Source organism: uncultured Shewanella sp. (assembly GCF_947501225.1).
Taxonomy (GTDB): domain Bacteria; phylum Pseudomonadota; class Gammaproteobacteria; order Enterobacterales; family Shewanellaceae; genus Shewanella.
In genome coordinates this window covers 51,161-64,213 of record NZ_CANMUW010000009.1, presented here as the reverse complement: position 1 = coordinate 64,213, position 13,053 = coordinate 51,161, and the positions used below count along the sequence as shown (strand labels likewise).

Annotated in this window: 13 protein-coding genes; 5 read left to right on the top strand and 8 right to left on the bottom strand. The window is 44.1% G+C overall.

What is annotated here, in order from left to right; all coding sequences use genetic code 11:
- Nucleotides 1-101 precede the first annotated feature (101 nt).
- Nucleotides 102-671, bottom strand: a complete 570-nt coding sequence (locus tag Q1B47_RS13840) for a histidine phosphatase family protein (protein ID WP_299794764.1) — start codon at nucleotides 669-671, stop codon at nucleotides 102-104.
- A 252-nt stretch (nucleotides 672-923) separates the two neighbouring features.
- Between Q1B47_RS13840 and Q1B47_RS13835 the strand changes: the two genes are divergently transcribed.
- Nucleotides 924-1,646 (top strand): transporter substrate-binding domain-containing protein, encoded by a 723-nt coding sequence (locus Q1B47_RS13835; RefSeq protein ID WP_299794762.1) that lies wholly within the window; start codon nucleotides 924-926, stop codon nucleotides 1,644-1,646.
- Nucleotides 1,647-1,703: 57 nt separating this feature from the next.
- Here the strand turns inward: Q1B47_RS13835 and Q1B47_RS13830 are convergent, their stop codons facing one another.
- The 6 genes from Q1B47_RS13830 to Q1B47_RS13805 all read right to left on the bottom strand — a co-directional run bounded on the left by Q1B47_RS13830 (nucleotide 1,704) and on the right by Q1B47_RS13805 (nucleotide 7,121).
- Nucleotides 1,704-2,579 (bottom strand): AraC family transcriptional regulator, encoded by an 876-nt coding sequence (locus Q1B47_RS13830; RefSeq protein ID WP_299794760.1) that lies wholly within the window; start codon nucleotides 2,577-2,579, stop codon nucleotides 1,704-1,706.
- A gap of 67 nt (nucleotides 2,580-2,646) precedes the next feature.
- Nucleotides 2,647-2,865, bottom strand: a complete 219-nt coding sequence (locus Q1B47_RS13825; RefSeq protein WP_299794758.1) for a hypothetical protein — start codon at nucleotides 2,863-2,865, stop codon at nucleotides 2,647-2,649.
- A gap of 45 nt (nucleotides 2,866-2,910) precedes the next feature.
- Complete coding sequence (locus tag Q1B47_RS13820) at nucleotides 2,911-4,080, bottom strand: 4Fe-4S binding protein (RefSeq protein ID WP_299794756.1); 1,170 nt, start codon at nucleotides 4,078-4,080, stop codon at nucleotides 2,911-2,913.
- 65 nt (nucleotides 4,081-4,145) lie between these two features.
- A complete protein-coding gene (locus Q1B47_RS13815; RefSeq protein ID WP_299794754.1) occupies nucleotides 4,146-4,454 on the bottom strand; it encodes a hypothetical protein in 309 nt (102 codons plus the stop codon).
- Nucleotides 4,454-5,974 carry a reductive dehalogenase domain-containing protein gene (locus Q1B47_RS13810; RefSeq protein ID WP_299794752.1) on the bottom strand — a complete coding sequence of 507 codons (1,521 nt, stop codon included), beginning with the start codon at nucleotides 5,972-5,974 and terminating at the stop codon, nucleotides 4,454-4,456. The genes Q1B47_RS13815 and Q1B47_RS13810 overlap by 1 nt, the downstream gene beginning before the upstream one ends.
- 37 nt (nucleotides 5,975-6,011) lie before the next feature.
- Complete coding sequence (locus Q1B47_RS13805) at nucleotides 6,012-7,121, bottom strand: tetratricopeptide repeat protein (RefSeq protein ID WP_299794750.1); 1,110 nt, start codon at nucleotides 7,119-7,121, stop codon at nucleotides 6,012-6,014.
- Nucleotides 7,122-7,481: 360 nt separating this feature from the next.
- On the opposite strand from Q1B47_RS13805, the gene Q1B47_RS13800 reads away from it, so the two are divergent.
- The 4 genes from Q1B47_RS13800 (at nucleotide 7,482) to Q1B47_RS13785 (ending at nucleotide 11,928) form a co-directional block, all read left to right on the top strand.
- On the top strand, nucleotides 7,482-8,393 hold the full coding sequence (locus tag Q1B47_RS13800) for a LysR family transcriptional regulator (RefSeq protein ID WP_299794748.1): 912 nt from the start codon (nucleotides 7,482-7,484) through the stop codon (nucleotides 8,391-8,393).
- 126 nt (nucleotides 8,394-8,519) lie between these two features.
- Entirely contained in the window at nucleotides 8,520-9,944 is a 1,425-nt protein-coding gene (locus Q1B47_RS13795) for a reductive dehalogenase (protein WP_299794746.1), read from the top strand.
- 12 nt (nucleotides 9,945-9,956) lie between these two features.
- Complete coding sequence (locus Q1B47_RS13790) at nucleotides 9,957-10,232, top strand: tetrachloroethene dehalogenase (protein ID WP_299794744.1); 276 nt, start codon at nucleotides 9,957-9,959, stop codon at nucleotides 10,230-10,232.
- A gap of 766 nt (nucleotides 10,233-10,998) precedes the next feature.
- On the top strand, nucleotides 10,999-11,928 hold the full coding sequence (locus Q1B47_RS13785) for a transporter (RefSeq protein WP_299794742.1): 930 nt from the start codon (nucleotides 10,999-11,001) through the stop codon (nucleotides 11,926-11,928).
- Nucleotides 11,929-12,041: 113 nt separating this feature from the next.
- Here Q1B47_RS13785 and Q1B47_RS13780 read toward each other — a convergent pair whose 3' ends face one another.
- Nucleotides 12,042-12,944 carry a helix-turn-helix domain-containing protein gene (locus Q1B47_RS13780; protein ID WP_299794740.1) on the bottom strand — a complete coding sequence of 301 codons (903 nt, stop codon included), beginning with the start codon at nucleotides 12,942-12,944 and terminating at the stop codon, nucleotides 12,042-12,044.
- Nucleotides 12,945-13,053 lie beyond the last annotated feature (109 nt).

Sequence of the window (13,053 nt, the reverse complement as noted above, 5' to 3'; positions counted from 1 at the left end):
GTATCTGCACATAAGCTCACCGCTTGTGATAGATAACAATGAAGGTATAACCTTCAAAAAAACTATCTATTACCAACTCAGCCAGAAGCTAAAGCGGGTTTTCAGGTTAGCGCATCAAGCTGAAAGCTTTGCAGGTTAAATTCGATGATGTCGCAATTACCCGGCAGTAACTGACGATTAGACCAGGCTTGCTCGCCGGCGAAGAGGTTTTGAATGACGCGTAACCACTCCCCATGGCCAATAACCACCAAGGTTTTCACATCTGTACTCGATAATCCGCGCAAGAACTGTTTCACTCTGCTCAACACATCGGTCGCTGATTCAGCCCCATTTATATCCACCTCATTGCTGACGAAGCGTCGTTCGTAAGCCTCCCATAAATGCTGAGACTCACGATAATCTTGTCCCTGTAACTCGCCAAAGCAACGCTCACGCAATAGGGACGACGATTCGATGGGGATATTTAAGCTATGATTGGCTAGCTTTGCCGTCGCCATAGCACGACCCAGATCGCTGCTTAATATTAAATCGGGTTGATGAAGTGCCAATTGCTCTCCTAAGCGCCGCGCCTGGGACTCCCCTTTGACAGTTAAACCACTATCCAGATGACCCTGTAGTTTGCCCTCTGTATTCCACTGAGTTTCACCGTGACGACAAAAGAGTATTTTCATGCTTAATAGATCGAATCCTGAACGATGGAGGCTGGAGATTATCCTAATATTGGCAGTTAATTTTATCACCGAAACCTGAGCACAAGATATGGGATAATTCACAGTGTTTATCTGGATTTTGCCTGATTGGACGCCATGAGTATGCCATTGTCAGGATGATAATCACGCTAATTATCCTTGCTATACTTACTCACACCGACCCGTGGCAATGGAAGCAAAAGAATGAAGAACTTGCGAACCAGGTGTCTGACATTGCTATCAGCTCTCCTCTTTTGCATCTACTCCAACGCAGAGACCTACTCATTCGCTTCCATCGAGTATGAGCCATTCGGCTACATTGAAAACCAGACCATCAAGGGCATTATCCCGGAAGTCGTAACGGCCATAGCAGATGAAGCCGGCATAGAGATAGATATCACCTTACTGCCCTACTCCAGAGTCGTTAATTACACCAAAAGTGGTGAGGTGGATTTTGCAATATTCAGCAGAAACGCCGACAACGATGATAAGGTGGAGTATGTGGCTAAGCTGTTTGTGCAAAATGTCATTTTGTTAACACGCAAGGGAGATAGACTCAAAAAGCGTGATGATATATACAACACGGAGAAAATTAAGAATATTGGCTACCTCAGAGGCACTAACTTCTGCCCCGGGATGCTGAATGACGACCGGCTTGTGATGCACAAGATAAATGATTTCAGTCAGGGTTTAAAAATGCTGAACTCACACAGGATCAGTGCCTTTCTGACCATAGATACTACGGCTCTTTATGAGAGCCATAAATTGGGTTTACAGGACGCCTTCGAGTTCCCCGGATATAGCATGAAAAAAATTGAAGCCTGGTTACAGATCCCCAAAGTTCAATCACAGAGTAAAGCGTTTCCCGTCGACCGTGTACGCTCGGCTGCCGACAAACTAAGGGCTGAGGGGAGCATCGAAGCTATTTTAAGAAAGCATTTAAACCATAGTCTTTAACCGTTAAATATATGCACACCGTTTAATCACGACCAAAGCCGGTATCCCAACCCAGCGTTACTTATTGCCATGGTAGAGACACAGATTACGAAATTCTTTAGGGGTGAGTCCGCTATGCTTCTTAAAAAATTTTGTCAGATTGGTGGGCTCACTGAAACCTAACTTCAGTGCAATCGATGAGATAGGTTCCTGACTATAGGCTAACAACCTTTTAGACTCTAACATCGCATATGAGTCTATGAGCTCCTTTCCCGATTTACCGGTATTCTCTCTGGCTATCTGATTCAACTTTTTGGTAGTCAGTCCCATCATACCCGCATATTTTTCAAGGGTACGGGTATAGACAAAGTGCGTCTTAATCAGTTTATGAAACTTACAATAATCGGCCGAATAATTTGTCTGATGATTAGAATCTAAACTGGATTGATGCCGGCGAACCAAGGTTTTTAACACCAGGGTTCTCAGAGCGTTGCGTATCACCTCTTCCGTCAGCTTGCAGTGCAGCTTCTTGTACTCGGTCCATAACTGCTCGAAGAAAAAACCACAGCTATCCTCATCTTCATGTATGAAGTTGATATCTTCAAAAGCCGATCTGATCCTGCTCTTGTAGGGATCCTCCTCTCCATAAAATAAGATATTATCGCAAAATGGAATGATATAGCCGCGGATATCGGGATTGTAATCAAATCTATGCGCCTGATATTTTGAGACAAAAAGAAGTGTCCCCGGTTTTATATGGCATACCTGATGGTCGATAAAGTGCCTGCCATGTCCATGGCTGATATAGATGATCGCGTTAAAAAAAAGGCGGTGAGGATCGGTAAACAGGCCCCTTTCATAGTTACTGTAAAACTCCTGCATGGTATGCATTGCAAAGTCGAAATCCGCTTTAGATCTGGGAAACTCGACGCCAAATATCATATCTTCACTCATTACTGCTCCATCCGGCTCTGGTTGTATGAAGTGCAGACCAGGATTAAGTTACCACCTAAACGATGACTCACTTGGTCTGCTCTTCAAACTTTTCAGCCCACTCTCTATAATCGATAGTCTCCTTAACCGGCACCAGCTCCGTATCAGAGGAGGTAGAGTGAGAGACGACGAACAGTGGTGTGTTACTTGTGCGAAAGTCTGATATCAGATTGACCCTGACTGCAAGGTGAGAACAGACAATCAATGACGACAGGATGTAAAAAGCGAATAAAAATTTCTTTCTCATAAAAATCTACCTTCAGGTTTCCAATTGACCCATGTGTCGAGCTGCTTAGTTACGCTTGCCACGGCGTCTGTTTGATATCGACTTAATCCATTGCCTGTTAAACCTGACAAAATCAGTCACCGGGTTCATCGGACATATAGTTCTGCACCAGGGCCGCTTGACGACTAAGGAGGTGATCACCGTTGCCGCCGTTAAAACGAAGAGGTATAGGGAGCCTATCATTCCGAACATGATGCCGAACGGTTCATAGGAAAATGATGCCGGGTTTCTGAAATAGAGGCCTAAACATAAAGTTGTCAGTAACAGCATTCTGGGAAACCACTCAAAAAACGGGTGATTCAGGCTGGTTGTTTTTGCATTTCCAAGCTTAGCTAAACACTCCTGAGTCGCACCGAATGGGCACAAGGTGGAACAGTAAACATTTCTATTGCTCACGATAATATATAAGAGCACCAGTGAGAGTAATATCAATGAGGTATAGCTTCCCAGGCCCGTCATCCAGGTCCCTGAAATCAGTATCCCCATAGTCGAAGACGAGACCAGACTGGAGGAGAAAAAGCCAAATAGACACATTGAGGTAAGCAAGAGTACCCAATTGAACAAGAACTTTTTCCGGTGACGGCTCTTGTTCACCCACACAGCCATAACAAACATCACTATGGCCATCCCATCGAGCCAACGAAAATGAGCCATAGCAGGTTTATCCTCAACCAGACTAAAGCCAAAAAGCTCGATTCTCACCGAATCTGCCGCCAGTTCCACTGCCTGTGACAGTGCATTGCTCGATACAGTCGCCCCGCTCACCGCGTCTATGTGCAGCGGCTCCTCAACATTTTTCCCAAGCACCGACTCCATCAAACCGGATTGAAGCACCTTGTCTAAATATGAGCTGGTATCTTTAGATGATATGACCGCTAAGCGTTGAATTTCACCCTGCGGTGATACCGTCAGGCCAACCTCTGTTCTGCCGCCATACCCTACTCCGCTGCCTAACCCAATAAATTCGACCGGACTCACTTGAGCGTCAGCCGCTCCCAAAAACAGAGTGGTATGGATCTCTTTTAAGCTATCGCCTTCGATGAGTAGTTGGTTAACCATCTCCTGTTGGTTATCCGCTATTCGAACACCCCCAGCGACCCAGGCCAACAGCATTAATCCGATGGAGATCAGGCTGGCTATCTTTTTTAGCCAATCGGCACGTCTCTTACTATACATAACACCTCTCAAAGCCCTGATACCAGGCTCAGGGCTTCGTTTAACTATTGCCGGTTAACAGCGATTCATTGATGCTTAGGTTTCAAATGCAGCAGAACCTTGTAGATCACGGCAGCGCCAATCACCAAAGCGGTACCGACAAAGCCCAGAACATACCAGCCGGCGTTGCCTTCATTTTCGCCGAGCAGAGTGAATGCTCCGGCGACGGTCAAGATAAAACTCAGCCACCAGAAACCAACAACTAACCATTTCCACCAATTCATACCCAGGTGGTACTCTTTAGCCCACTGCCCCGCACCGGCAAACACCAGGACCTGAATTGCGCCTAACACCATCCAAAACAGTGGATCCAATAACGTTGATTGAGGAAACATTAGAAACCCTCCCAGTTGCCGTCATATTCCCAGGTCTTCTCGACCTTCAGATACTCTTCACTTCTCATCCATTCGGGTGGCTGGTGATAACTGGCGAAATTACCGCCACTCCATTCAGGATGAAACGACTCAGCATCCGGGTAATAGAAGAAGTTATGCTGCATAGCCAATAATGCATTTCGCGTCACCCCGGTCGGGTCTCTTGGCTCGGCTTGCTTAACCAGCGCGTGGATCCAGTTATTTTTCCTCGTATAAGGACACACGGCGATACAGACACGACAGCCCAGTCCACTCGGCGTTGGTCCCTGATTCCAGAACCTCCAACACCCATCCTGGTTAAACTCATACTTACGTATACCGCGAACCACATCATCGGGCTTATCTGATTTGCTGATGGAACCGCTCGGACAGGCATCTGCACATATTTTGCAGCTTTCGCAGAAGTGCTTCATATTGAGATCGATCGGCTTATCGTGCTCCAGATCTAAGTTTGTTATCACAGCAGCGAGTCGGATGTTGGGTCCAACTTCCGGTGTCATCAAGATACCGTTTCGGGTCGACTCCCCCAGCCCGGCAAGCATGGCCAGAGGTGGCATAATCACCTCATAGCTGTTACCCGGAAACTGAGGACGCGCAGCATACCCAAGTTCACCTAGATAGGCAGCCATTAATCCTGATGCCATTTTGGCGCGATAATAGGCGTCATAGGAGGTTGAATATCCCACGGCGGCATACATAGGATCCCAGTTCATCGGCACACCAAAAACGATGACATTCTTCCAGTGCTTTGGTATCTCATCTCCCCATTCAGGCATGCCCCGCATCATATTTTTAAATACGAAATTTGAGTCCAGCTTGGTGATGCCAACCAGGCTCATACCAAACTTAAATGCCATCTGTTTTATCAACTTAGAGGCATGTTTAGGGGACTTAAACTCTTTCGGCTCACGTTGCACCCACTTAAAATCGTCGATATCCGGATGCTCTGTTGGCTCGGGCGGAAAATCCGCATGCAAACCTTTGCTGTATGCGCCTGAATATGCCCAGGCAAGTGCAAAGCGATCACGGTGCTTTTCGATATTTTTGTCATGCTTCACTTTTTCGCTGAATGACAACAACATCTCTTCCCAACGTTTCGGGTATTTAGCGTAATATTCTCTCACCCTGAGATCCGGGATCTCTCTCCAGTCATCTGTTGGAACCCAGCCCCCTTTAATCGACTTAACCAGACTAAATGCGCGATTGAACAGGTAGTCTTCCCACTCCGGGCGTTCTATTTTGCCAACCACCTCCATCGTCGGTGGAAAGTCCACCTCAAATGCCTCACGGTTGAAATACATATCCTTACCAGCCTCGGTTCGTCCCCAACCGATATTCGCATCGGGATCTCTGCCGAGAACAAATCCGGCACCAGCCCCGGTACCGACTGTGGCGGTGGCAGCAGCAATACCACCTAACTTAAGGAAGTTTCGGCGAGAATAACTGGTCGCCTCATCTTCTAACTGTGTATCATCTTTCATTACTAACCTCTGACTTTTACATCGTTATCTACTGTTTTTATTCAACATCCATCATCGCAATGGCTAGATTCTTTCTTATCTCATCCATTTGACTAAGGTACTTTTGTTTAAATTGTGTCGACATCTTTGACAGCGCAGACATAGCCACCCCGGCTTGCTGCCACTGCTCGGTGTGGTAATTTGCCAGAAACAGCTGTTCCAGCGCCCAGACGTCATGGGGATCGAGTTCGAGCAAGATTTTGAGTTCAGGGAGCAGAGGTTCCCACTGTTTGGCTGCGGCCAGTGCCTGCGCGCGAATGGCAAGCACATCTATATCGTCGGGCCTTACTTTCAGGTATTCACTGAGTGCTTTGACTGCATCTGAATATTGTTGAGTTTGATGTGCCCAAATGCCTCTCAATCGACTCAGTTCCGGGTTATAAACCTCATTTACCTCTGCACGTTCTAACCAGCTGTTAGCTTCTACTGGTCGCTTAAGTGCCAGGCAGCTACTTATGGCGGTGATATAGCAGGCTATTAGGGTGGGACTGATCTCATATACCCGCGTACACGATTTAATTGATGACTCAAATTCACCAGCCTGATATTGACACCCGGCCAGGTTTTGAAAACCACCGGCAAATTCAGGGGCGAGTCTGGTACATTCGGTGAAATAGTTAATCGCCTGTTCATTATCACCTCGAGCCAGGTGGAGATAACCCAGATGAAAATGGCCTAAATAATTAGCTGGAGAATGAGTAATGGCTTGAGTAAACGCTTTTTCAGCCTGGTCCAGCTCCCCCAGCTGATGAAATACCATCCCACTTTTGATATCGAAATCACCGGCTGAGAATATTGGCTTGTTATTTGAGATTAGACTTAGTGCAAGCTGAAAAAGCTTAGCCTTAAAAAGCGCGTTAAATAATTTATCTAGCTCATCTTTGTTAAAGAGTTCATCCTTGAAAATATCATTCAGCACGGCACTGAATGCTTCATGCTCTATCCAATCGATAAATTGAGGATTATTAATGTTACTAACGTTACCGAATTGATTTTTAAGGAGTCCCACTCTATCATTCAGCGAATCTAGAATAGGCTTATCACATTTAAAACTATGGGTTTCTTGCTGCATAAAATTGAGCAAGCCCAACCATTTATCATCAATCATTTACCGTCCAGCCACTGAATGAAACTTACGTTGAATATAATAATCAAAGCGGTAACGGGCAAAAGGTTCAATTCTGTCGAAAAATGGTAGAAATGAGCTATTTGGTAAAAACATGAAGCAGATCCGTTTATTTAAATATTGGGGAAGAGGTTCACATAAATATGGTGCAATTATTTTTAAGCTGATAAATATTAAATAATCCTCACCTTAATACACTTCTGTTTACCCGCTTAAAAACCTGCGTTACTTCACCTTCTGGCGCAAAGGACAAAAACAACCTTTTTCAGCCACATTTCAACCTTTTTGTTAACAGGCTAAGCCGATAACATCAAATTTTTGGTTATGAATTTACGGTAAATAATGAAGACGGAAGATCTAGCCCTATTCAACACTGTTGCTGAATGTTCCAGTTTGACCGGGGCTGCACGAGTATTGAATATTCCCGTATCTAAGGTGTGCAGGCATGTGGCTCAACTCGAACAGCACCTTGGTACACGCTTATTCGAACGAACCACCCGCAGCCTGTCTCTCACAGATGCAGGAATAGAGTTGATACACAGAAGTAAAAAGATCCTCTCAGAGATTGAGGCCCTGGAGTTAAGCATAGGTCAACTCCAGGGAAATACTTCCGGCACCGTTACCATAGCAGCGCCATTGGATTTTATTAACTTGACCTGTAACGACATGCTTAATAAGTTTTATCAAGAATATCCTGGGTTACAATTGAAGTTCATCTCCTACCAGAGTCGTCTAAATCCCATGGAGGTCCAGGCAGATTTAGTTTTCTTTGTCTCCCATAATAATCCACCGGACAGCACTATGGTTGGGCATAAGCTTTCCACAATGAAACGTCTGTTTATGGCCAGTCCGGAATTTATCGACAAACACCCGGAATTGATACATCCAAAACAGCTAGGTCAATATCCCTGCTTACTCTCCTCGAAAGGAGTTCAACCCGGCCATGTTTGGCTATGGACTGAGGATAACCACTCCAGTTGCATTAATGTTAATGGCCCGCTGGAATCTGAGAGTAATGAACTTTGCATATCAGCAGCAATTAGCGGCCAAGGTATCGCCTGGGTGCCCAGAGAGATGTGTAATGATCAGATTCAATCCGGAAAATTAAAACTATTATTCGATGGGAACTATGGAACGGATATTTATATGTGGTCACTGTTTTCAAGCAGAGAATATCTTCCCCACAGAGTAAAAGTTGTATTGGATTTTTTTAAGAAAGAGATAAGCATCTTATTAAAGCAGTCGTTTGAGTAGCCCTCCGTTTATACTATTGCAAAAAGTAGAATACTTTTTTCCAAACAAACAAATACCCCCTTTTAGGTATTAGATTTAAGATCAAGATGTCAACTTAAATTCTAAATTGATACATAAAGGGTGAAGATGAAAGAACAAGAAAAAGATGAACAGATCATAGATCAGCACAGGCGACAGTTACTTAAATTAAGCGCCGGAACCATAGCGGGTGTAAGTGCCGTTGCCGGCGCCGGAAGCTGGATAAAACACAGAGTGGAAGGCGTCGAACAAGATGGTTATCCCATTGAGATTTCGCCATCATTTAAACGAAAAGATCAACGTGACGTCTTACTGACGTTTGCCGGCAGTAAAGCGCTAGGCGAAAAGTACCCCGAACGTAACTTAAGCCTGAGCAATGATTCTGAAGGGCCGGTTAAAACCGGCGAAAACTCGTTCAACTTCCAGAAAGGTATCTATCAATTCGCAACGGCCCATAAACGAGCTGATAACGATAAAGTAGGCTATACCCAGCTCGACTATGCTTTAGAACAAGCGTGCTGGCACGGAATGAACATCTTAGCGCCGCTGGAGTCTATGGGTGTACCTAATCAGGGAACATTTGGCTGGGATCAATCAGAGGTTGCGAAAGAGAAGTACCCCTTCAAAGATTCTGTTGAAATTTTAAGTGCGATAAGGACGGCAGCAAAGACATTTGGTGCCGTGAGAGTCGGTATATGTAGACGCGACAAACGTTGGGACTATGATCCCCTCTATGACATCACACAAGAGAAGACCCTGACCTGGGAGGAGGATTTTCCATTCGAACCTAAGAGCGTCATCGTTATGCTAACCGATATGGATTACGATGCGATGGCAACGGCGCCTATGATCCCAGCATCCGCCACTGCAGCTATGGGTTACACCCATAATACGATTCAGGGTGGCGGTATGGCTAAGTTCTTAAGAGAGCTGGGGTATATGGCTGTCGGTTCGGGTAACGATCTCGGTAGTTCGGTCTCTTACGCTATCGCGGCCGGATTAGGTGAAGGTGCCCGTAACGGTGCGCTTATCGCTCCGAACCTGGGGCCGAGAGTACGCATATCTAAAGTTTATACAAATCTCGAACTCGATGATGCTGCCTACGACAAACCGAGAGATTTCGGCATCTTATCCTTCTGTGAAAATTGTAAGAGATGTGCAGAGTCATGCCCCGGAAATGCGATCAGCATGGATGATAAACCATCGATGAGTTCAACATTCGACGGACATGATGACCCGGATTATAACTGGCAAGGTCAGGCTGGCATGCGGAAGTTCCATAACGACTCCAAGAAGTGTTTCAAGTTCTGGTGTGAAAATGGTGGTGACTGCGGCGCGTGTATCGCATCTTGTCCATGGAATAAACCCGATTTCTGGCACCATAGACTCATCGATGCCTCAAATACCTTCACCGCCGGCCCGGTTCACAGCATGATGAAACAAGCCGATATTCTGTTTGGTTATGGTAATACCAACGATGAAAAAGCCGTTGAAAAATTCTGGCGTAGTGGTTTTAGTGGCGACTTTACTTAGAGGAGATAACCTATGATGGGATTAATGTGGTATCTGTTAGGCATGATGACTACCGGCGCAATTTGGGGTTATCTGTACCTTCAAGGTCGCTATAAATTAAACTGGAAGGCGAATTCAGGTTTATTCTTTACCTTTGCATTTGCCTGGATCTGTATAGGCTGGTCATGGGGTTCCTTTGCCGAAGGTGAACCTCAATCGGGTGCTATGGGGCTGCTTAACTTTGGCCTTCCGGCAATAATATTGGCGCTCTATACCTGGAGAAAATTTATTCAGCCATCCAGTAAATAAGCAACTAATTCCAGTTACTATTATATACAAGTGGGCTCTATGGTCATTACCTTAGAGCCTAACCTGTTCAATCAAACTATATAGTTTGCCTCATCCAATCGATTAAATGCTCAGTTGATGACGGTTTCCACCCACTTAAATAAAATTCAATTCAACTCTACGTATCTACACCTTTACCTGAAATAATCTTTTTTCATTTTATCACCATTAACAATACCTACTGCTTAGTTATTGTATGTATGCGCTAGCAGGCTTCAATGTATAACCGCGCCAAATATACACCCGCCAATTAAAAGGTTAAACCTAAAGTAAAATGATTAATCACAAGATTACCCTCACAAATTTCAAAATACACTCAAAGAACAAAATTACATTTTATGGAAATGAGTTTTCCATAAAGCGGAATAACAAATAAAAATAATTAAACCCCAAGTTCTCAACAATACAAACAACGTGACACCACTCAACAAAAATGACCAACATCAACAATAATTCCATTCCGCAAACTTAACTGTCGGACCTATCAAACCAAAGTAATGGCATTATATTAACCTTTGGTTAATTGACGACGCAAATATATGGGCGTATCGTAATCTCAAATTAACAAAACATCTATATTGCAGGCTCACTCAACCAGAAATATCAACAAACTATATTTTACAATTAAGTTTACACCACCAATATTACCCACACACTTTTAACGATTGTGTGATGGATTCGTATTGTCAAAAATTAATAAATCAAACAAAAGTAATGGAGATTAAAATTGAGCACATTAAAAACTAAACTATTATCTCTTGCAGGCATCACCGGTCTAATTTTAAGTTCAGGTTCAGTTATTGCAGCAACATCAGGTTCACACTACCCTATGGGCGGTGAGGGGGTCGTTGCAGGTACTCCACCACCACCGGGTATCCACTATCGCATGTATAACACCTGGTACAATGCCGATACTATCAATGATAATCAAGGTGATAACTCTGGTTTAGACGTTAACCTGGATGTTTTCTCTCAGGTTCACAGGCTGGTACATGTTACAGAGAAAAAGATTTTTGGTGCCAACTGGGCCTACAATGTTCTGCTTCCAATGGTAGATACTGATATCTCCATATCTCAATTCGGTGTCAATGACTCCAGCTCATTCTCTGCCGGCGATATTGTTTTAGAACCGCTTGCCCTGTTTTGGTATCGTGAAAATTACGAAGCGGCTCTTGGGCTGGCCGTGATCGCACCTACCGGAGATTATGACTCGACAGATGCATCTTCGCCGGGTAAGGGATACTGGTCAGGAATGATGACGCTGGGTGGTACCTACTATCTTGACTCAGACAAGTCATGGTCAGTCAGTGCCCTAACCCGCACTATTATAAATGGAGAGCAGGACGAGACCGATGTCAGACCTGGTTCTGAGTTTACTATTGAAGGCGGCATCGGCAAACAGTTTATGCTCGACAATACCTGGCTCATCCGTCCGGGGATCAGTTACTGTGCCACATGGCAGATCAGTGATGACAGTCAGGATGGACCTGGCACTCTGGCCAGTGAAAGAAAAGAGGGATACGGCATCGGTGGTGAATTAAACGTGCTCTATCTACCTTGGCTACTTCAGGGTAATCTGCGATACACCAACGAGTTTGGTGCAAAAAATATGACTGAAGGTTCGTCAGTGGTATTTACTCTGACAAAGTCTTTCTAAACTCCTCCTACATCTAAGGCAGCGCCACTAGCGCTGCCTATTCCAACTCTGAACAAGATGTTTTAAATCAGGCCTACAGCAATCGGTTCTGGGTTAACTTTAAAGGTAAACACTCAAGCTTTTTTATTCTCTTTAGCAATAGTTTGCCTGAACTCTTTAGGTGACAAACCTGTCTGGGACTTAAAAAACTTTGTCATATTTGTTGGCTCATCGAAACCTGTCTTGTAGCAGATCTCTTTAATACTAAAGTCACAGTGAGCTAGAAATCTTTTAATTTCCAACACTAAACGCGCGTCGATAAACTGTCTTACCGTCATACCGGTAAACTCTTTACAGACTGAATTTAATTTTTTATAGCTAACATTTAATTGTTCACAATAATAATTAGACATGCGCGATTCAAATATTTTATCCTCAATCATCTTTTGAAGATTCAAGAATAACCCATGGGCCTGGTGGTCACTCAAAAACACGTTATTCTTTGTCTGTATTCGCTCTACAAAACTCAATAGCACCCCCAGCAAACCACGAATGATCTCCTCCTGACATATGTCATCCGGTCGACTGTATTCATGGTACATGATATCGAAGAGTGAGATAGCATCCTTTCTGGCATTGTCCTCTTCTGATATTGGTAACTGGGGGGAGTTCAGAGCATAGTTAAACATTTTATAGTAGAGTTTATCGCTTAACCCTTTGACATTTTTGTTAATAAACTCTTCGGTAAAATAGATGACATAGCCCTGAGCATCTTCATTTTTTTCAAAAGCATGTAACTGCCCCTTACAGATAAAAAAAAGAGAGGCACCTTCATACTCAAAATCGGTGAAATCAATACTGTGAATGCCTTTACCCGAGGTAAAAAATACAATAGCGAAAAAGGTGAGCCTGTGAGGAGTATAAGGATGCACATTATATTCTGACTCTTTTGCAAAGAAGTCAGCTATCGTCGTGACAACAAACTCTCCCTGGCTAAAACAGTTAACGAACTCCACATTAACTATCTCTTTCTTCATAAGCCCCTCATATCTGCGTAGATCCAGCTGTTAATTTGAACGGCTGTTTATAAATGACCAGCATAATACTATCGTTTCAAAAGTTATCTCAGGAGTTTAGCCCTATAGA